This window comes from Halobacillus sp. Marseille-Q1614 (assembly GCF_902809865.1).
In the GTDB taxonomy this organism is placed as follows: domain Bacteria; phylum Bacillota; class Bacilli; order Bacillales; family Halobacillaceae; genus Halobacillus_A.
The window spans coordinates 1,803,375-1,823,758 of the sequence record NZ_CADDWH010000001.1; the positions used below are offsets into that span (position 1 = coordinate 1,803,375).

General features: G+C 43.5%; 22 protein-coding genes. 4 read left to right on the forward strand and 18 right to left on the reverse strand.

Features of this window, described 5'->3' with window-relative positions; genetic code table 11:
• Positions 1-252 precede the first annotated feature (252 nt).
• From HUS26_RS09075 to HUS26_RS09120, 10 genes are all read right to left on the reverse strand, one after another.
• Complete coding sequence (locus HUS26_RS09075; RefSeq protein WP_173916856.1) at positions 253-633, reverse strand: 5-carboxymethyl-2-hydroxymuconate Delta-isomerase; 381 nt, start codon at positions 631-633, stop codon at positions 253-255.
• Positions 634-645: 12 nt separating this feature from the next.
• Positions 646-1,380, reverse strand: coding sequence for a fumarylacetoacetate hydrolase family protein (locus tag HUS26_RS09080; protein WP_173916857.1), 735 nt, complete (start codon positions 1,378-1,380; stop codon positions 646-648).
• Positions 1,377-2,138 (reverse strand): fumarylacetoacetate hydrolase family protein, encoded by a 762-nt coding sequence (locus HUS26_RS09085; RefSeq protein ID WP_173916858.1) that lies wholly within the window; start codon positions 2,136-2,138, stop codon positions 1,377-1,379. The genes HUS26_RS09080 and HUS26_RS09085 overlap by 4 nt, the downstream gene beginning before the upstream one ends.
• A 303-nt stretch (positions 2,139-2,441) precedes the next feature.
• Positions 2,442-3,293, reverse strand: a complete 852-nt coding sequence (locus tag HUS26_RS09090; protein WP_173916859.1) for a PHB depolymerase family esterase — start codon at positions 3,291-3,293, stop codon at positions 2,442-2,444.
• Positions 3,294-3,308: 15 nt separating this feature from the next.
• Complete coding sequence (nhaC, locus tag HUS26_RS09095) at positions 3,309-4,727, reverse strand: Na+/H+ antiporter NhaC (RefSeq protein WP_173916860.1); 1,419 nt, start codon at positions 4,725-4,727, stop codon at positions 3,309-3,311.
• 13 nt (positions 4,728-4,740) lie between these two features.
• Positions 4,741-5,952: a dihydrolipoamide acetyltransferase family protein gene (locus HUS26_RS09100; protein ID WP_173916861.1), complete on the reverse strand. Its 1,212-nt coding sequence runs from the start codon at positions 5,950-5,952 to the stop codon at positions 4,741-4,743.
• A gap of 17 nt (positions 5,953-5,969) precedes the next feature.
• Positions 5,970-6,971 (reverse strand): alpha-ketoacid dehydrogenase subunit beta, encoded by a 1,002-nt coding sequence (locus HUS26_RS09105; RefSeq protein ID WP_173916862.1) that lies wholly within the window; start codon positions 6,969-6,971, stop codon positions 5,970-5,972.
• The gene (gene pdhA / locus HUS26_RS09110; protein WP_173916863.1) at positions 6,971-8,032 is read right to left on the reverse strand and encodes a pyruvate dehydrogenase (acetyl-transferring) E1 component subunit alpha; all 1,062 of its coding nucleotides are present in this window, start codon (positions 8,030-8,032) and stop codon (positions 6,971-6,973) included. Before pdhA ends, HUS26_RS09105 begins: the two co-directional genes overlap by 1 nt.
• A gap of 13 nt (positions 8,033-8,045) precedes the next feature.
• Positions 8,046-9,155: a histidinol-phosphate transaminase gene (hisC, locus tag HUS26_RS09115; protein ID WP_173916864.1), complete on the reverse strand. Its 1,110-nt coding sequence runs from the start codon at positions 9,153-9,155 to the stop codon at positions 8,046-8,048.
• 295 nt (positions 9,156-9,450) lie between these two features.
• Positions 9,451-10,242, reverse strand: coding sequence for an SDR family oxidoreductase (locus HUS26_RS09120; protein WP_173916865.1), 792 nt, complete (start codon positions 10,240-10,242; stop codon positions 9,451-9,453).
• Positions 10,243-10,410: 168 nt separating this feature from the next.
• Between HUS26_RS09120 and HUS26_RS09125 the strand changes: the two genes are divergently transcribed.
• On the forward strand, positions 10,411-10,860 hold the full coding sequence (locus HUS26_RS09125; RefSeq protein ID WP_173916866.1) for a YusW family protein: 450 nt from the start codon (positions 10,411-10,413) through the stop codon (positions 10,858-10,860).
• Between the two features lie 153 nt (positions 10,861-11,013).
• Here HUS26_RS09125 and HUS26_RS09130 read toward each other — a convergent pair whose 3' ends face one another.
• The 3 genes from HUS26_RS09130 to HUS26_RS09140 form a co-directional block, all read right to left on the reverse strand.
• A complete protein-coding gene (locus tag HUS26_RS09130; RefSeq protein ID WP_173916867.1) occupies positions 11,014-11,232 on the reverse strand; it encodes a hypothetical protein in 219 nt (72 codons plus the stop codon).
• A gap of 216 nt (positions 11,233-11,448) precedes the next feature.
• Positions 11,449-12,246: a helix-turn-helix domain-containing protein gene (locus HUS26_RS09135; protein ID WP_173916868.1), complete on the reverse strand. Its 798-nt coding sequence runs from the start codon at positions 12,244-12,246 to the stop codon at positions 11,449-11,451.
• Between the two features lie 334 nt (positions 12,247-12,580).
• On the reverse strand, positions 12,581-12,940 hold the full coding sequence (locus tag HUS26_RS09140; RefSeq protein ID WP_173916869.1) for a hypothetical protein: 360 nt from the start codon (positions 12,938-12,940) through the stop codon (positions 12,581-12,583).
• 164 nt (positions 12,941-13,104) lie between these two features.
• On the opposite strand from HUS26_RS09140, the gene HUS26_RS09145 reads away from it, so the two are divergent.
• Positions 13,105-14,058, forward strand: a complete 954-nt coding sequence (locus tag HUS26_RS09145; protein WP_173916870.1) for a ribose-phosphate diphosphokinase — start codon at positions 13,105-13,107, stop codon at positions 14,056-14,058.
• Positions 14,059-14,211: 153 nt separating this feature from the next.
• Here HUS26_RS09145 and HUS26_RS09150 read toward each other — a convergent pair whose 3' ends face one another.
• Positions 14,212-15,489 (reverse strand): hypothetical protein, encoded by a 1,278-nt coding sequence (locus HUS26_RS09150; RefSeq protein WP_173916871.1) that lies wholly within the window; start codon positions 15,487-15,489, stop codon positions 14,212-14,214.
• Between the two features lie 222 nt (positions 15,490-15,711).
• Between HUS26_RS09150 and HUS26_RS09155 the strand changes: the two genes are divergently transcribed.
• Together HUS26_RS09155 and HUS26_RS09160 are read left to right on the forward strand one after the other, a co-directional pair.
• Entirely contained in the window at positions 15,712-15,912 is a 201-nt protein-coding gene (locus HUS26_RS09155; protein ID WP_173916872.1) for a hypothetical protein, read from the forward strand.
• Positions 15,913-16,109: 197 nt separating this feature from the next.
• Positions 16,110-16,265 carry a hypothetical protein gene (locus tag HUS26_RS09160; protein WP_173916873.1) on the forward strand — a complete coding sequence of 52 codons (156 nt, stop codon included), beginning with the start codon at positions 16,110-16,112 and terminating at the stop codon, positions 16,263-16,265.
• Between the two features lie 295 nt (positions 16,266-16,560).
• Here HUS26_RS09160 and HUS26_RS09165 read toward each other — a convergent pair whose 3' ends face one another.
• The 4 genes from HUS26_RS09165 to HUS26_RS09180 all read right to left on the reverse strand — a co-directional run bounded on the left by HUS26_RS09165 (position 16,561) and on the right by HUS26_RS09180 (position 20,373).
• Positions 16,561-16,881 carry a YnfA family protein gene (locus tag HUS26_RS09165; protein WP_254434158.1) on the reverse strand — a complete coding sequence of 107 codons (321 nt, stop codon included), beginning with the start codon at positions 16,879-16,881 and terminating at the stop codon, positions 16,561-16,563.
• 102 nt (positions 16,882-16,983) lie between these two features.
• Positions 16,984-19,191, reverse strand: a complete 2,208-nt coding sequence (locus tag HUS26_RS09170; protein WP_173916875.1) for a cation-translocating P-type ATPase — start codon at positions 19,189-19,191, stop codon at positions 16,984-16,986.
• Positions 19,192-19,209: 18 nt separating this feature from the next.
• Positions 19,210-19,572: a metalloregulator ArsR/SmtB family transcription factor gene (locus HUS26_RS09175; RefSeq protein WP_173916876.1), complete on the reverse strand. Its 363-nt coding sequence runs from the start codon at positions 19,570-19,572 to the stop codon at positions 19,210-19,212.
• Positions 19,573-19,845: 273 nt separating this feature from the next.
• On the reverse strand, positions 19,846-20,373 hold the full coding sequence (locus tag HUS26_RS09180; protein WP_173916877.1) for a GrpB family protein: 528 nt from the start codon (positions 20,371-20,373) through the stop codon (positions 19,846-19,848).
• Positions 20,374-20,384 lie beyond the last annotated feature (11 nt).

Sequence of the window (20,384 nt, forward strand, 5' to 3'; positions counted from 1 at the left end):
TGTATGGATTCAAAGTTTATCTAAGCAAGCGCTTTCAAAATTATTCTGAAATATGAAACAACTTTAGATTATCACTGAACCATTTTTTTGATAAATATAAAAATAATAGCTTAAAGTGACGAATTTCGTATACTTGCATTGGCAGAGAGCAAACAAGCTCTCAAGGTATTTACTTTCTTGTTAACTAAAGCTCATCCGTCACATCCACTTAATAAAAAAAACTGTCAAGTAAATCTCGACAGTCTGGTTTCTCTATATAAATCTCTGGTGAATATTATTCTTTTTTAAGGCAGCATGCTGGAACTCGACAAGTTCTAAAGATAAAGCTAAGTAATGATCCTTGGCATAAGGTTCTAAATAGTCTTTGATGACCGAAAAAATACGATTGCAGACAGCTTGCTTTTCCTCTTCGCTGCGGCCTTTGCCAATCTTTAAAACGGCATGTATAAACGCATCATTTTCTTTTCCATCCGCTACTTGATAGTATTTGACTTCATGGGCCCGGCTTCTAATCCCTCCGGTCGGAAAAATATCATTCCGCTCAATTAATACATCATTAATACTTTTTAAAAGCCCCTGCATCTCTACATGTTCCGAAAGGTTATCCGTGTACTCCAAAATAACGTGCGGCACAGGCTCCCTCCTTTAATAGACAGTATTTTTTAACCGGCCGATTCCTTCAATCTCTGTAATGACTTCATCCCCTGCTTTCGTATCGACGGTCCCTTTTGGAGTCCCCGTTAAAATCATATCTCCAGGATTAAGCGTCATAAAACTGCTTAAGTATTCGATAAGCTTAGGAATGCTGAAGATCATATCCTTAGTCGATCCTTCCTGCACCTTTTCCCCATTCACATATGTCCTTAATGGAAGGTTCATCGGGTCTTCGATATCTTCGGCACTTACCAGCCACGGACCAATCGGCGTACTGTCATCCCTGTTTTTTACACGCAGATTCGGCCGGTAATAATTCTCCAAATAGTCGCGGAACGCATAGTCATTGGCAATCGTGTAACCTAAAATATAGTCATAGGCATCTGCTTCGCTTACCTCTTTTGCCTGACGCCCGATTACGACAGCAAGCTCACATTCATAGTGCATATTTGTGACATCTTCCGGCCGCTTGGTAAAACCTCGGTGCCCGATAAACGTGTTCGGTCCTTTTAAAAAGACGAGCGGCTCTTTTGGGGCCTGAAAGTCAAGCTCACTTGCATGGTCAAAGTAATTGAGTCCTAAAGCAAAGCATGTTTTCACTTCAACAGGCGGAAGCCAGACGACATCTTGTTCGCTGACGATCTGCCCATTTGCAAATTTAATCCCTTCTTCAGTATCGAACGCCTGATAGATCCTTCCTTCATAGGCAACTCGGGCCATTTTCATTGCTGGGACCTCCTTACCGTGTTTTCCAAACTACCGATCTCATCCACTTCAATTCTTATACGATCTCCTTCTCTTGCGAAAGGACGGTTGATCCCTGTGCCAACCATAAGAAGATCACCTTCATTCAGCGTCATATACTCAGTCACATCGCACAGCAGCTCGGGAATCTTCCTGACGAGCCGGCCAGTATGAAACTGCTGCTGAAGTTCACTATTGATAAAAACTTTTATCATCAGGTCATGAGGATCGCTGACCGCTTCTTTAGGAATAATCCATGGTCCCACAGGACAAAATCCATCTCTGGCTTTCTCTTTTACCGCGGGACGGAACACACTATCGAGGGGAATGCTCACATCGTTAATTATTGTATAGCCGTCGATATAGCTAAATGCTTCACTTTCAGATATTTTTGCTGCCTGTTTTCCGATGACAACTCCGAGACTAGCCCCGATCTGGAGTGTCTCTGTATCATAAGGAAGCGGCACTTCTGACTCGTGGCCTGTTAGGGTATTAATAGGTTTTATGTATAAAACAGGTGCCTTCGGCGGCTGTTTATAAGGAGCTTCCTTGAATTTCTCCTTCATTTCTTCTACTTCCAATTGGTCATTAAGCAGCGTTCCATAAACTGTTCCATCCACAGGGGCGGCCCATGACTTAATGCCGGGATGATCTAACTGGGGAAGCGGATTATTTTGAGAAGTGATCTTCAGCTCTTCTAAGATTTGGCGCCCATTGATTCGCGCTTTTACTTTCGTCATCTTTACACGTCTCCTTATTTTTAAATGATTAGATTTAATTTTGTAAATATTCAATAATTATAAAATACCATTCGTCTTTCTATATTAAAAATATGCATTATATCGGTTTTACATATCAAAAAAGTATTCTTAAAAAATATCTTAATCAATAATGTTGATTTTCACTAAAAAGGGGGGAGCCTCCTCGCATTAACAACGCTTAGGATCTGGGATCGCCCGTTTTTTAAGCAGGAGTCTTGCCTGATTGGATAAACTCAACTTAATAACACCAAAAAAAAGAAAGCCGTGTTAAACGGTCTTTCTCTATCGAACTTTTAAAAACTTCCAGATCATATCCGTCGCGTCCAGCTGCTCACAAACTTTGCCTGTTCCTAGTTTCTTCTGAAACGCCGGTCCTCCCGGCCACGTGTGCCCAGAGTCTCTCATGGAATATAGAACCACTTGCGCACTATTACTCTTGGACAGATAGGTCAATTTAGAAACTTCCCCCTGCTTATCTATTTGTTCTTCCACAGGGAAAGGCAGTGATTTGGCAAATTCGTAGACGGTCTCCTTTGCTGACAGCAGCTGATCGATCATGTAATTTGATGTATAGTTTCCGTCATAAGGGACCACCGGATCTTTTTCTCCCATAAAAAAAATCAGCGGCATGGCTCGAGTCCAGCTTGCTTTTTCTGCAATTTCTTTAACGACAGGCCCTCCGACACCTCCAACTCCCGCAAAAAGCTCGGGATATTCGATGGCCAGCTTTAGGGAAAAAGCCGAGCCATTAGAAAAGCCTGTCAAATAGATCCTTTCTTCATCAATGATGTTCTTTTCACGGAAATAATCAAGCATGTTCATTACGAATCCCGTATCATCCACTTGCTGCTGGCACGATAGATTTTTACTTCTTCCTTCATTCCACTGCTGGGTCATCGGTTTTGCAGGATCGAGCATCAATGCTTCAGGGAAAACAAAGCAGGCTTCTTCCTTCATTGGCCGTTCATGAAATGTAGTAAGTGAAATGTGATGCTTCGCACTGCTTCCTGCACCGTGAAAGCTGAAGACAATGGGCAGTGCCTCATCGTATTGCTCCGGTAGGGTATAGTAAAAAACTCTCTCCCCATCCTTAGACGGAATGACCTCTTTCGTTATTGGAATATGTGATTTCATAATGTTCCTTTCTTATTAAGCATCTTTTTCAATTAATTTTTCCTCATAGTCTACTACTTTTTCATTTAATGGAGTCAGAGAAAATCCGGTGTATCCATAAATGATGGCAATAATCGGACTGATAAAACAAAGGAAAGCGTAAGGAATATACCCCATGCCAATATTTAGTGTCGACATAATGAACACACCGGTAACGCCCCATGGGATCAGCGGGTGAATAATTGTACCTGCGTCCTCAAGGGTCCTGGATAAGTTTTTCGGATGCAGATTAGCATTCTTGTAGCTGTCTTCAAGCATCTGCCCCGGCAGAATAATAGATAAATACTGCTCTCCCACACTAACGTTGACTCCAAGACACGAGAGAACAGTAGCGAGCACAACGTTGCCCCGGCTTTGCAGGAAATTCCTTATCCCGTTAATAGCGGCGTAGGCAATGCCGATCTCTTTAATAATACCGCCAAACGAAAGTGCAATCAAAATAAGGGAAACTCCAAACAGCATGCTGTCTAAACCGCCAATCGATAAAAGGCTGTCAATCGCTTCCTCCCCCGTCTCGGCTGTGTAACCGAAATGAGCGGTATTCATAATTTCTCGCAGAGTTACACCAGGAACTGTGTAAAAGGCAGTTGCTGCTGCAGCAGCGATACCAATCACTAAAGCAGGAATCGATCTGACCCGCTTAAATGCCAGAATAATAATGAGGAGCGGAGAAATCAGTGTAGCAGGAGTAATCGGAAATTCGCTTTCGAGCGTTGCTATCATCGCCTCTACATTACTCGTGTTGGCAGACTCCTGTGTTGTCATAAAGCTGATCACACCAAAAATTATTAAGGTGATCACAAGGCTTGGAATTGTTGTCCAAAGCATGTGCTTAATATGATCGAAAATATCAACCTTAGCCGTAGCGGATGCTAGATTCGTTGTATCCGATAATGGAGACATTTTATCCCCAAACAGAGCGCCGCAGACGATAGCCCCTGCAGTCATTGCAGCCGAAATGCCCATTCCATACGCTACACCCATTAATGCGATACCGATCGTGCTGATCGCACTCCAGGAACTCCCTGTCATTGTAGCGATCACAGCGGTAATAATGACTGCCGAAACGAGAAAAATAGACGGAGATAAAATGTGAAGACCGTAAAATGTAATGGTCTGCACCGTGCCATTTAATACCCAGATACCAATCAAAATCCCGATCAGACTCAAGATTAAGATGGCCGGCACACCATGTGAAACACCCTTCGTAACAGCTTTCTCTAACTCTTTCCATGTATAGCCGAGCTTTAACCCATATAGTGCAACAATGATAGCAGCGATCACAATAGGGATGTGCGGAGCCGTCCCAAAAGCAAGAATACTGACACCGAGAATAGCGACTATAAATGAAAACATGACGAGCGACATGGCAAAGGACGGAATTCTTTGTTCCACAGTTAGCCTCCTTTTATACGAGTTTTAAAAGCATCAGACTAGGATTCTGAATGTAATCGATAAAACGGTTTACAAAAGCAGCAGCCTGAGCTCCGTCTGCCACGCGGTGATCAAACGTAAAGGATAGATTCATAACATCACGAATCACAATTTCCTCATCTATGACGAAAGGTGTCCGTTTTGTTTTGTGAAAAGCGATCAGCCCCGTTTCAGGGTAATTTAAAATCGGTGTAGCCCCTGTGCTGCCAAGCGGACCTACGTTACTCATTGTAAACGTGCCGCCTGTAATGTCCTTGGATGTGAGCTCGTTATCTTTCGCTTTTCTTGTCAGCTCTTTCATTTCAGCTTGAATCGTTTCTAAGGACTTTTGCTCCACATTTTTTATAACAGGAACAATTAATCCTTCTTCCGTATCAGTTGCTAATCCAATGTTATAAACTGACTCAAGCTTAATCCGCCCCTTCTCTTCCTCAAGCTTGGCATTGAAAATTCGGTGGACTTTTAACGAAAGCTGCAGGGCTTTAATAAAGAAAGCGGCGACCGAAATGGAAATCCCCTGCTGCTTTAAGCTTTGTTTTAGTGCAAGCAGGTCCGTCATCATCACTTCGTCGAAATGAGTCACATGGGGTGCCGTAAAAAGTGACTGCGTCATTTTCTTAGCAATCTGCTTTCTTCTCCCGCGAAATGGGACGTAGTCCTCTTCTTTAGCGGGTTCGGTTGTCACTGCCGGCTCTAACTGCTGCCCCTTAATTTGTGTATGCGCTTTCATGAAATTGAAAATATCATGATCCCTAATTCTCCCCGACGGCCCTGTGCCCTGCACTTCCTCAAGGTTTACACCATTTTCCCTTGCCACACGCCGTGTATGCGGAGAGGCCTGGACCCTCTTGTTCGGATTTTCTGTTTTATACGGTTTCGTGCTGTCATTACTGGATGCACTCACCTGCGGCCTCGAATCCCGGCTGATGAGCATCGTTTTTGTTTCATCGTAATCATGCGTACGGATCGATAAAATAGTTGATCCGACTTCCACGACGTCTCCGATACTTGCACAGATTTCCTCAATCACTCCATCTGAAGGCGCCGTGAGCTCAGCCGTCATCTTATCTGTCTGAATCTCAACAAGCGGCTCATCGTTCTTCACTCTTTGCCCGGCTTTCACAAAGTAATGCAGTATTTCTGCCTCATGCATACCCTCACCGATATCATGTAACTTCACTTCCATAAGCTTAAAAACCTCCTTTAGTCCCGCATTGCTTCCTGAATGCCTGCTAATATTTTCTTCTCGCCCGGCAAGTACTCTTGTTCCAATGAATATACCGGAACAGGCGTATCAAAACCTGCTACTTTCTGCACAGGCGCCTTCAAATAATAAAAGCAGACGTCATTCATCACTGAAATAATATCACCGCAAACCCCGCCGGTTTCCGGAGCTTCCTGCACGACTACGACTCGCCCTGTTTTCTCTACAGAGGCTTTGATCGTCTCTTTATCCAGCGGATAAAGGGTTCTAAGATCGATAATTTCACAGGTTTGCTGGTTAGCTGCTTCCCATTTCTCTACAGCTTTAACTGTATCCTGCACCATCGCTCCCCACGTAAAAATCGTTACATCTCTTCCTTCCTTTACAGTCGCTGCCTTTCCAAGTTCAACCGTATATTTATGTTCAGGTACCTCTAACCGTCCGGTTCGATAACAGCGCATCGGCTCTAAAAATAAAACAGGATCAGGATCTTCAATACTCGCAATCAACAGGCCCTTCGCGTCAAAGCTATTCGAAGGTACGACAACTTTCAGACCCGGCATGTGTGTAAACAGTGCTTCCACACTGTCTGAATGAATTTCCGGAGCTTTTACCCCAGCCCCATAAGGCGCGCGGATTACCATCGGCACCGTATATCGGCCTAATGAGCGCTGACGCAGTCTCGCTGCATGGGTCATAATCTGATTAAAAGCAGGATAAATAAAGCCGAAAAACTGCATCTCACAAATCGGCTTAAAGCCGTTAACCGCAAGTCCGATCGATGTCCCGACAATTCCTGATTCAGCAAGCGGAGTATCAATCACCCGCTCTTCTCCAAATTCATGAAAAAGCCCATCCGTTGCCCGAAAAACACCGCCGTTAACTCCAACATCTTCTCCTAACACAAGGACAGAGTCGTCTTCTTTCATCATGGTCCGCATTCCGTCAGTAATCGCCTGCACCATCGTCAACTTTTTTACATCTGCCGCTACAGTCGTCATCAACGAACCTCCTTCATGACTCGGTTATGTTTCTCACGCTGTTTTTCAATTGTCCAGGTTGGCTTTTCAAACACATAGTCAAAAATCTGATCCACATGAGCGGGCTTGTAGGCTTCCGCTTCTTTAAGCGCTGTATTGATCTCCTCAGTAAATTCTTCCTCCAGGCTGACTTTCCACTGTTCATCCCACCAGCCCTTGTTCTTAAGGAGCCTCTCCATTCGTAAAAGCGGATCTGTTGTGGCTCTTCTATGTTCGCTCTCCTGCTGATCGCGGTATTTGGAAGGATCATCGGCGGTTGTATGAGCACCATCCCTCCACGTTACCGCTTCAATTAACGTCGGTCCCCCGCCATTTCGGGCACGTTCCACAGCTTTTTTCGTTTCATGATAGACGGCTATCACATCATTGCCATCCACACGCAGGCTGAAAATATCATAAGCGAGCCCTTTTTGCGCGATTGTTTTAGAATTCATCTGTTTTTCCATTGGCACGCTAATGGCAAACCCGTTATTCTGATTAAAAAATACAGCTGGCACCTGGAATACACTTGCAAAATTCAAGCCTTCATGAAAATCTCCTTCTGACGTCGCTCCATCCCCGAAATAAACGATAGATACACGATCTGACTTTTTCTTCTTTTCCGCCCAGGCGGCTCCGACGGCATGAAGCAGCTGAGAAGCTATGGGAACAGCCGGTGGAAAAATATTTTTACCTTCTGGCGGAATACCGCCTTCAACGCGGCCTTTCCAATAAAGAAACTGATTTCTTAAAGAGTGCCCAAACGTCATCGTTGCCGCATGATCACGATACGTAGGGAACATCCAGTCTCCGTCACCGACCGCTAATGCACTGCCGACCTGAGCGGCTTCCTGTCCTTCATACTGTACGTAAGTGCCGATTCTCCCCTGGCGCTGAAGATTTAAGCATTTTTTATCCATCATGCGCGTGCGAAGCATATGGCGGTAAAACACTTTAATCTCTTCTTCCCTTACATCGATTCCATTTTCGATCAGATCTCCATTTTCATTGACATACTGGATGATCGGAAATTGCTTTTCCAACCCCATCACTCCTTTACTCGGTTGATTGAGAAACCCGCGGGTGAAGAATTGCTTTTAGCCCATCAAGAAATACTTCATTTTCTTCTTTCAGCCCGATCGTCACCCGAAGCATACTGTGATATCCCATTAAGTGACCCGGTCTGACGATGACCCCTTTGTCTAATAGACCTTCAAACACTTCATCGGCAGGCCGTCCGACGTCCACCATGATAAAATTCGTCTGTGTCGGAAAATAAGATAATCCCATTTCTTTAAAGCCCTTGATTAACTGGGTGCGTCCTTCTTGATTTTTGAGAATGGTGTTATGAAGAAACTCATCATCATCAAGAGAAGCAGAAGCCGCTGCTGCCGCTAGTCGGTTGACGTTAAACGGATCTTTTACTTTCAGAAGTTCCTGAACGATTTCAGGAGCCATCAAACCATAACCAATTCGTAAAGCAGCCAGGCCGTATATTTTTGAAAAAGTTCTCAGGATGATCATGTTTGGATATTTCTCAAGCAAGGGCAGCGTCTCTAAGTATTCGTCACTGTCGACATATTCATAATACGCTTCATCTATAACGAGCAGTACATGGGGCGGCACCTGCTCGATAAACCGCTCAAGCTGCTCTTCTTTCACAATTGTTCCTGTAGGGTTGTTAGGGTTACAAACAAATACCAATTTCGTTTTGTGAGTTATTTCCCTTAACATGGATGTGAGATCATGGGTTCCATCCACCATTTCAACCTCTACCGGTTCTCCGCCTTCAATTAGCACATTCGTTTTGTAGCGGGGAAACGTTACACTGGCCATCACGACCTCGTCCCCTTCATTTATGTATGATCTTGTAAGCAGCCGAATGATTTCATCCGACCCATTGCCAAAAATAAGCTGGTCAGGCTTTACATCCAGCCGATTTGCAAGTTTTACACCTAAAGCCGGTGACGTTGTCTCAGGATATCTCGTAAGTTCTGTCATTTCCTTCTGAACAGCTTGGTCCACTAATGAAGAATAACCAAATGGATTCTCATTGGATGCCATTTTTAATATTTTCGTAAGACCTTTTTCACGCTTTAATTCCTCAATCGGTTTACCCGGTGAATACATCGAAATTCCATTTAGCTGAGGACGAGGTGAAATCATGCAAAAACCTCCTTCAGGCAGTATTGTAAAAAACAGGTATCAAAGTTAGTTTAGAATTATCTAAATTTTCTCTCAAGAACGTTATTTAAAGTGATGTTGCTTTCACGCGCTAAATCATTAGTCATTGTCGAACCTGAACCTCTATTCAGCGAGGTTTTAGAATACTTTTATAGCTGGAGCATATGAAAATAATACAAAATAAGTATCCTTTCGCATAAAAAAAGCCGGACCGAAGTCCAGCTTTCATTAGTTGAGGTTGTTTTTTTCTCTGGTTATCTAGTAACGGCCTGGTATGCTATAGGGCTTTAACGAGTCCGCCGTCAATCAGCAGGGACTGGCCGGTCATATAGGTATTTCCTTCGGACGCTAAAAAAACGATAGATTTAGCGAATTCTTCTGGTTCGCCGTAGCGCTTGATCGGGAGTGCCTGCTCGTTTTCTTTTCTAACTTCTTCAACAGACCTTCCCTGCCGGCTGGCATTCCCTTCATCTAAAGAGGCAACCCGGCCTGTCGCAATTCGGCCCGGCCCGACCGTGTTGATCAAAATATTATCCGGTGCAAGCTCCTGAGACAGGCTTTTTGCCAAGCCTGCGACCCCCGCTCGAAATGTATTCGATAAAATGAGATGATCGATCGGCTGCTTAATAGAGGATGATGCAATGTTTATAATCCTTCCGCTTTGCTGCTTTCTCATGGAAGGAAGAACTTCACGGATCGTACGAATAAAGCTGAGCAGGTTTAATTCAAACGCGTACTGCCAGTCTGCATCCGCAAAATCGTTAAAGTCGCCAGCAGGCGGACCACCGGCGTTATTAATCAGCACATCAATTTTTCCGTTCCACTCTAAGGCTCTTGCCGCCATTTCCTTAATCTGATCTGCTGAGGTGACATCACAGACGGCGTATTTCACATTTTCATTTCCGGAAATCTCGATAATTTCTTCTTTCGTTATTTTTAGGTCTTCTTCATTTCGACTGGATATCAACACATGAGCCCCTTCTTTTGCAAACTCCAGGGCAGAGGCTTTTCCTAATCCTTTACTTGCCGCGGTTACGATCACCGATTTTCCTTTTAAATGTAAATCCATGCTATCTCTCCTCTTTCAGTAAGTTATTACCATCAGTATACCTAAGATACAAAATAAAAACTTTGCAGAAGATTCCTGCAAAGTTTTCCAAATGAAATGGATAAAAAGTATAATTTTCCCTAATACGCACATGCTACCTGTACTAAATGTAAAAAGGAATGATCTCAGTTGAAAAGATCTTTGGCTTTCTTACTAATTCCGCTATTTTTTCTGGCTGCCTGCAACAATGATTCCAATGAAGAAGTCAGCAACCCGCCGGAGAATGCGCCCTCTGAAAATGAGGAACAAGTGGCGGGTCAAACTGAAACAGGCTTTAATTTTACAGGTTTTGAACTGGATGTAGAATATCCTGATGATAAGTTAGTCGATGTCGAGTATGAAAATGAGAAAGAAAGTATGGAAGCGAAATACTTTGATGAAACGCAGGACATGGATTTAAAAAGTGATGAAGCTTTAGATAAGCTTTCACCTATTTTTGAAGATTTCACCTTCGACCAGAATACACTTGACAAAGATGTAATCGCCGAAGTGAAGAAGGCTTTCTCGATTAACGATGATTACGAGAAATTCGAATTGGAGATTGAGTTTGAAGACGGTACGGATAAAGAATACAAATAACATGCGGGGACTAAACCCGCATGTTTTTTACTGCGGATTTTTGTATAAAAAGGTAATCATAAAGATGATGACAGTAACAACGATGAACAAGAATATCATACCCGGGATGCTAAATTCATATAACATATAATTACTCCTCCCCTATGGCTTGAGCTACCACCCGCCGCCGAAATAATTGTTTCCCCTTGTATTCTCTAAGTCAACTGCACGTTTTGCTTCTTTTTGTGCTCTCGTTTCGTTTAAAGGTTTTGCCCCTTTATTAATGTCATCACCATAAAACCTGCTTCTGCTCCAGCCTGTCTTGTCACGAATAAAAACAATCAGCCAGGGCAGTCCTATTATGACTGCCAAAACTATGAATCCATTAATCATAAAAAATCTCCTTTTGCGGTTTCTTTCCTACAGCTGCTTAAATACAGCCTCCTACCGGTTTACGAACTTCTGCTTTTTGTAAAAATTCTTTAGCTCCCTTGTTTTTAGTAATCGAGCTGCTTCCTGTTAATATTTTCAGAATTATCTATACATTCACCATATCTTATTACCATATAAATGTAAATGCTCTATTTTTTAGGGAAGTTCGTCCTCAAGCTAGTTAAAATAAACCGAAGTCGGATTATTTACCACTTCTTTTCTTACCACTTCCGTCAGCCTGTTTTTTAATCCTCCATAAAAGTAACCCATAAAGGAAGTACGAATCATGTTATGCTTTTTGGCAAATACTGCTTGTTTAAAAACTTCCTGTACAGTGGGGAGATATTCAGAAGCGGGATAACGAAGCGTAACATTTTTACAGGCCGTTTCAACTGTACGCCAGGCTTCAAGAACGTCCCGCGGACTTAAGAAAGGTTTCGCAGTGTCTATAAAAGGTTTAGGGATAAAAGACGGAATAAAGGAGTGGTCGATCAGTACAGGATTACAAGAAGAGTTTTTATATTGCTTTCTCTTAGCTTCGACCTGCTTTTTGATCTGTTGAAGCTTGTCACAAGGGGGATTTAAGGAGATGGATGCCGTGTCACTTGGGGTGTCATTTGGGGTGACATCGTCTGGTAAAAAAAGATCCTCCTGCTGGAGAATGATAAGAAGATTAACGCCGCGCTTTCCATTGGCTTTCGTTGTTTCCACTCGTTTTAAAAGCTTTTCCTCAACTAGCCGGTTAATCGCCCGAATCACGGTTCGGCGGCTGAGCGTAGTATTTTTTTCAATCGTTGCGATCTTCGCAAAGGAAACACCCCGGTATTTAACGGAGTGTCTCCAAATAAAGCTTAATACCTTTAAGGTTCCTTCTGATAAAGCAGGTTTCATTCTAAATAAGAATGCCCTCACATGCTTATCCATTTCTTTTACACTTTTAAAAGGCTGCATTTCACGGATCTGTTCAATATTCATTAAAATTCCCTCATTTCGGCTATTTACTTCTACAATCGAAACGAGGGCATACTCAGGTGTCTCTTTATATATATTTTTTTAAATTATTCTGTTAAACGACATTGTTGATAGTCACCCAAAAGGCAAAGGGTTCTGCGTGACTCCTATTTAATAAACGGCCGGCCCCTTAATGAGATAACGAGTGTGGAGGCTCTTATAAAAGTTGCAAGTCCGATTAAGTCATGTGGCAACATTGAACCACCCCACATCACACATCATGTGGGGCCGCTTTAAAGCAAGCAGGTTCCCCTTTTTGTGATAATCTACATTAATAATTAACATGGCTTTTAATAAATTATCTCCAGCGTAAAGCTATAAGTAATTTACAGCAGTCCACACCATGAAGCTGTGAAGAAAACTCAAGCCGAAGACCATCGGGATTATAATGAACTTCTACTTTGGAACTCACACCAATAGAATCAATAAGCCGCTTAACTTCCTGCTCATTGGACTGCTCGGCAGCCTGCATCAGCTGTTCATCAAACTCCTTTGAGTCTGCCAGCATATCAAGTACCAAACTGGCGTCCTTCATCAATTTTTTGGACTCGACAGCTGATCCATGAAGCAGTTCGGCGTCCACCTGGCGATAATAACGTACCGGCCAATACATCGGGTAATAATAATTAGGGTAGTAATAGACATAATACACGATCATACTTCCCTCCTACATCTACATACAAATTAGTATATGTAAAAGGATGCGGTACGTAGTTTGTCTGAGATTCTATAAGCTGCTTATCTCTTCTTGTGCATCCCTTTAATTTTTGGGATAATGTAAAGGGTAAACGAAGAGCGTACATACACAAGGAGGAGCCAGAAATGTCCAAAGGTCCAGATTCTAATTTAAAGATTTTTTCCTTGAGGTCTAATCGAGAGCTTGCGGAAGAAATAGCGGAAAATGTGGGAATACCGTTAGGAGATTGTTCGGTTAAGGAGTTCAGTGATGGAGAATTACAAATTAATATAGAAGAAAGTGTCCGCGGTGCTGACGTTTTTGTCATCCAATCAACGAGCGAGCCGGTGAACCAGCATATTATGGAGCTGCTGATTATGATTGATGCCTTAAAGCGCGCATCTGCCGAATCCATTAACGTCGTCGTTCCATATTATGGATATGGGCGCCAAGACCGAAAAGCGCAGCCGCGCGAACCGATTACCGCAAAACTGCTGGCTGATCTGATCGAAAGAGCGGGAGCTACAAGACTAATGTCCATTGACATTCACGCCCCGCAGGCACAGGGCTTCTTCAATATTCCAGTTGATATGCTGCTCGCCATGCCGATTTTCACCGAGTACTTTACTCAAAAGAACCTCGATAACGTCGTGGTCGTTGCCCCTGACCACGGCAGCGTAAAAATGGCCCGACAAATGGCGGAGCATCTAAAAACCCATATTGCCATTATTGATAAGCGCGGACCTAGAGCAGATTTTTCCGCAGAAACGAATGTCGTAGGGGACATTAAAGGAAAAACCACGATCTTAATGGACGATATTGTTGATACAGCCACCCGAATTACGAGCGGAACGAAAGCACTGCTGGATCATGGTGCGAAAGAAGTCTATGCCTGCAGCACTCACCCGGTTCTCTCTGGTCCGGCTGTCGATAAAGTAAAAGAATCACCCGTCAAAGAGCTGATCGTCACAAATAGCATTCCACTCTCAAATGAAAAAAGACTCGATAAAATCACACAGCTGACGATTGCACCTCTCATCGGAGAAGCGATTAAACGCGTTCATGATGAAGAACCAGTCAGTCCGTTGTTTGATAATTAAATGTAAGGAAAGCAGGATCCGGCTGGGTCCTGCTTTTTTGGTGCGCGCGGGAGGGACGTCGTTCGAAGCGCTGGTAACCCCATCAAACCCGGCCGTAACTCACCCTAAAAAATCTGGACTCCCTTAAAGAGTCCAGATTTTAATCTAATAAACTTATTTCTGATCCACAGCTCCCGCAGCAGCTTTGACCAGCTCTACCGTTTGATCGACAGTGGTCTGGCGGAATTCCCTGAAATCTTCGGTAATATAAACATCAGAGTCTTCCGGATAATTTTCCTGTGCAGCAACATGAAGGTGTCCGCCCGGGATATCATAGGCGCCTAACCCAAGTCTTACACGATTGGATCGGTATTGGCTTTCATTAGATAAGTAGCTGCCACCGCCACCGGAACGAGCTTTTGAATTCTCCGTCGGTCCATTTTCCTGGCAGACATAATCACCGTCCCGATAATCAGGAGCCTGCCACTCACATACTTCGTTATTTCTCTCAACCGGCCAAGGACCAGTTTCGGCACTGGTCATCGCTTTTACAGGAAGAGTAGTTTCAATAAACTCGGGCAGTTCCTCAGGCATTGGCCAGTGATCGACCGTTGGAATAACATTTGATCTTTCTTCCAGCTTATTGTCTATCCCCGTCTGCCAGCGGCCAGCATATCCCTCAATTGCCATTACTCGCGGGCCGCCTTGACTAATCGTCATCATCAGGTCTACCTGTTCTTTCGTCTCTTTTAAATAAGGCCCAAACGTATCCTCAACAATGCCTTCCTCAAAATCTTCCCACCTTACAGGAAAATTGGCAGCCTGAATGATAGCGAGTCCGTCCTCTGTCATTACTTTTTTCCCATCTAGCTGCAACGCGGCAGCTCCTGAGGGGTTCGATCTTCTAAACTCCTGTTCGAGACGGTAAGGATCAAATCCGCTGATTAGTATCCGCTTCACCCCTTTACCTTTAGGAAAATCGATTGAAGTAATACCACGGGAAGTGTACTCGAGCTTCTTCATTAAACTCTCCCTGTCGGCATCCGACAGTCCAAATTCCGGCTCCCACTTTCTAAGAGCGCTTGTCATATGTAATCGTGTCCAGTACAGAGGACGGTCATCATAACGATCCAGCTCTCCTAATTCTGAGCGCTCACCTTGAGCTCTCTGTACCGCAGTCTTCCAAAGCTTTTCACCATGCTTCTTAATAATATTTTCAGCCTGCTTCATATCTTTCGCCTGGCATAAGTTCTCTTCGAACTGATCGGCATACTGTGTGAAATCAGCATCGGCCATTATCTGCTGCGGGATTGGTTTTCCGTCTTCAATCCGCTGCTCTTCCGGAGTTAAGGGCACCTCTTTATTAAAACAATCGTCGGCAAAAACCATCTGTCCTCCTCCTAACAGAATTGCTAAAGCAAAAATACATGCTGTTATATACTTTGTTCTCATGTCTCACTCTCCTCCTTAAAATGAATGGTTTCATTTTAAGGAAAATATAGAAACTTTTTCAAATAATTTGAATTATTTTAAAAAAATTAGTCCGTTTGTCGTGTGATTGCGGGAATAAGGTAATGAAATAAGAGCAGAACGACTTAATAGAGAAGTCACTGTTGTATAGATATGAGATATCTGGTCAATATTAACAGCAAACGAATGAAGGAGCAATTCACAATGAGTCATCCATTCTTAAAAAGACTGCTATTAGGATTCATCACTGGTGTAATGATTTTCCTTGGATTTCAAGGCGGCCTTGCTCTTACAAATAACAGCGGGATATTGAGCATCTTAATTGCTGTATTCATTGGGGCGGCAACCCGCGGAATCGGCTCGTATTTTATTAAAACTGCACAGCAAAAAAACGCTTCTCTATGATGAGAAGCGTTTTTTTGCTGTCGAGAAAGTTCTCGACAGCCTGTTTTTTTACCTATCTCCTGGATTTTAAACTTCGTAAGATTGACCGATACACAGACTTCTCCTTTATTCCTATAAAAGTCCGTCCCTATTTAGAAGACAACGGTCGTTCATCGTGGGACCCCCGACTTTCCAGTGAAGGAAAGTGGATTTATCGCATGAGAAAAGAGAAAGTAGAGCGTAATTGTCGCTTGCGTGGAAAAGAAAAAGTGAAAGAACAGGCGCTGATGACGGCTGCCTGCCGGAACATGAAAAAGATTGCCCCCCATCTATCTAGAGTGAGCTGGGTGGAGGAGAGGCTTTTTCTATCTTAAGAAACTTCCAAGGAGCGAGGACCCTTCCACTCCTGCGGAAGAACGAGTGAGCCGAGATCGTCGAGCGTGGGCTTTGCGAGGAAGCTCGGGCACTCGTCCGCGGAAAGGGAAGGGTCCTTCGCTCCTCACGGCAAGAAAAAAGCTTGCGGAAAACAAAGGGTTTCTCCACAAGCTGAAACGCTTCTCTATGATGAGAAGCGTTTTTTTATCCGTGATGTGCTGTCAGCAATTAGCTTTTTCTCTAGCAGCTTTTCCATGAACATTCTTGAAACGCACAATTGATGATAACTATGTCTTACTGCCGAGGCCCCCAAAGCATCACGCTTACGCCGACTATACAAATCACAGCCCCAAGCCAGTCATAGGTGTCCGGCGCTTTTTTATCAACGCCCCACCCCCAGAGGACCGACAATATGATAAAAATCCCGCCATAAGCCGCGTAGACTCTTCCAAACGACGGAAACGACTGAAAAGTGGCGATAACCCCATACAGCACCAGGAATAAAGCACCTGATATCCCCAAGTAATACGGCTTTCCTTCACGCAGCCAGAGCCATATTAAATAACCTCCGCCAATTTCAGCTAATCCCGCTAAAAGAAACAATATGATCGCCAAATGTAATCTTCCTTTCTTATGTAATGTTAAAGAAACAGGAGTTTCGCGGGTCTCCCTATCATTCAATAAAATTATAAAAAAAAGAGAGGGCATCCCCTCTCTCTACTTCTGTTTTAACAGCCTCATACTATTGAGTATAACAATCAAGGCCGCTCCTGTGTCACTTAATACAGCCATCCATAATGTTAAAAATCCTGGGAAGATCAACAGTAAGGCCGCTAATTTAGTGACGATCGAGAACCATATATTTTGTTTAATAATCGCCAGGGCTCTCCGGCTCAGCTTAATCGTGTGCGGCAGTTTTTCCAAGTTATCCGCCATCAGCACGATATCAGCTGTTTCCATCGCTGTATCAGTTCCGGCACCGCCCATTGCAATTCCAAGATCAGCAGTTGCCAGGGCAGGGGCATCATTTATGCCGTCACCGATCATCGCGACACTTTTACCCTCTTCCTGAAGCTTCTTAACGGCTGTCACTTTATCTTCTGGCAACAGCTCAGCGAAATAGCGGTCAACACCGGTCTGACCGGCAATTTTTCTTGCAGTTCCTTCATTATCACCTGTCAGCATGACGATCTCTCCCATGCCGACCCCTTTCAACTTCCGGATGGCATTCACAGTAATATCTCGGATGGTATCAGCGACAGCGATAATTCCAAGAATTTCACTGCGTGTTCCTACAACTACAAGAGTATTACCGTCTTTTTGCAGAGAATCGAGTTCGATTTCAATACTTGATAGATCAACATTCATATCGCGATACAACTTCGGATTCCCTGCAAAATAATCGACTCCGTCAACCGTGGCCTGAGCTCCTTTTCCTGCGATAGCTTTAAAAAGGGAGCCTTCTGCTGAAGGAATGTTTCTCTCTTCTGCATAGTCCGTAATCGCCTGTGCGATCGGATGAGTGGAATGCTCTTCAATGGTTCTTGCCACCCTTACCACTTCATCGATGCCTCCATTTACCGGTATAACCTGAGAAACTTTCGGCTTTCCTTCTGTCAACGTTCCTGTTTTATCAAAAGCCATCGCTTGAATGGTTCCGGCTTTTTCTAAAAATGTGCCGCCTTTAATTAATATTCCATTTCGAGCTGCGTTTCCTATCGCTGAAACGATTGCTACCGGCGTAGAAATTACTAAAGCGCACGGACAGGCGACGACAAGTAACGCCAGACCTTTATAAAACCATTCACTCCACGTGCCAAACCCAAGAAGAGGCGGACCAGTCATGACGAATAAAGCTAAAATAAAGACAATCGGTGTATATACTTTGGCAAAACGGTCAACGAAAGCCTCAGTTGGAGCTTTCTTTTCCTGCGCTTCTTCCACGAGATGAATGATTTTAGCAATTGTTGTATCCTCGACCAGCTTGGTTACACGGACCTCAAGGGAACCTTGTTCATTAATTGTTCCCGCATAGACGGTATCTCCCTGTTCTTTATCAACAGGCATGGACTCGCCGGTAATCGGAGCCTGATTTATGCTTGATATTCCTGTTTCGACTTTTCCATCAAGAGGAACCTTTTCACCAGGCTTAATTAAGATTAGATCATTCACCTGAAGATCTTCGACAGGCTTTCGAACCCATTCATCTCGCACTTTAACAGCCGCTTCAGATGGAGTGAGATTAATTAAGCCGCGAATCGATTCCCTCGTTCGTTCAATGGAGCGGTTTTGCAGCGTATTCCCGAGTGCAAACAGCCAGACTACTGTTGCCCCTTCAAACCATTCACCAATTAATGCAGCTCCGATAGCTGCAGATGCCATCAGCACATTCATATCCAGCGACCGGCTTTTAATTGCATAAATAGCACTTTTAGCCGGCTTAGTTCCGCCAATAACGATAACTGAAGCATAAAAAGCCGTTGCGACAGCAGGCGATAGGTTCGTAAAAGATAATAAAAATCCGATCGCTAGCAGCACACCTGAAATCGTAGTCGTCCAGTTCTTTTTAGCTTTTACGGAGGCCGCATTCTGCTTTCCTCTTGTCTCTAAGGAAGCTTGAAATCCGGACCTTTTCACTTCTTTAATGATTTCCTCAGAAGTCGCTGTATGATCAATATGCATCTTTCCTGAAGAAAAATTAACACGAACTTCTTTTACTTTCGGATTCCTCGATAAATGCTTCTGAATGGTGGCTGCACAAGATCCGCAGTCCATTCCTTCCACTTTGTATGTCTGCATATGTCCTAAAACCTCTGCTGATTCTAAACCTGCGGCGATTTGGGTTTTCTCCCCGTTACAGCATGCGTTTGTCTCAGTGCCGCTCGTACAGCAGCTTTTCTCTGCCGTTTCATTAGACTGACTCATGTAAACTCCCCCGTTTGATTACTCTTTAGCATGGATCATGGCAATGGATACAAGCTGACGGACATGATCGTCAGCGAGTGAATAGAAAACGAGCTTCCCTTTTTTGCGATATTTAGCTAACTTCATATTACGTAAAAGCCTTAAATGGTGAGACGCTGTAGCGGTTGTTGAACCGATAATATTTGCTACATCGCAGACACACAATTCTGATTCCAGAGTTAAGGCGTAGGCAATTTTCAGCCTTGTGGCATCGGATAAAGCTTTAAAAATTAATTCAACTCCGCTTACTTCCTCGATTTGCGGCTGGATGCGATTGACCAGCTGTTCGTCATAACAAAACGTTTCACACTTCGGCGCTTCTTTTGCAGGATTTTTGCTCAAATGTATTCACCTTCATTCTAATATTCGTTTGATTGTTTGTTTATAGTGTATGCCACTGATCATGTTATGTCAAAGTATTATATTCAAATGGGTATTAGAATGTTATGGAAAAATAAAAAGGCTGCCCAGTCAATCAGCTTTCACTGACTTTTGGACAGACTTCTTAATTTCTTACTATATGTTTTATAGATAAATTAATAAGGATTGGATTCGCGGCTCTTCTTCACGACCAGGATCGTTGTTACCTTCTGTCGGGCATAAGAAGCTTTAAGACTAACCTCCTATCCCCTTAGATTTCTTCCACTCCAGTGCTTTTTGCTCGGTTTCTATTATGTAGTCATCTTTTCCATTTATATAGCTGTCCATATCCCAAGGGTGCTTCTCTGCAAGTGACCGTTTCAGCCGGCTGTAGGCAGACGCTTCTTCCGGATAGGCAATCATGTAATCTCTAAAAGCCAAATGTCGATCCACGTTGGGGCTCCCCTTTTCAAAGATGTGAATATGATGCGTGCGTTCGTCGCCGCCTTTCATAAAAAACCTTCTCCCAGAGATGCCGTGCTCGCCTTTTACTTCATAACCTATTTGTTCCATGCCTTCGTTGTAACGATCCACTTTATTTATCTCATAAACTTCAACCATGATATCTATGACCGGCTTTGCGTAAATGGAAGGAATCGACGTACTTCCAATATGATGGATGTCAGCGATTTCTTTTCCCAAAATCTTCTCGATCTTTGCCGCTTCTTCCTTAAACAAGATGGGCCAGTCCATAGAATATGGCACGACTTCTACTTTTCTCATTCATTTTTCCT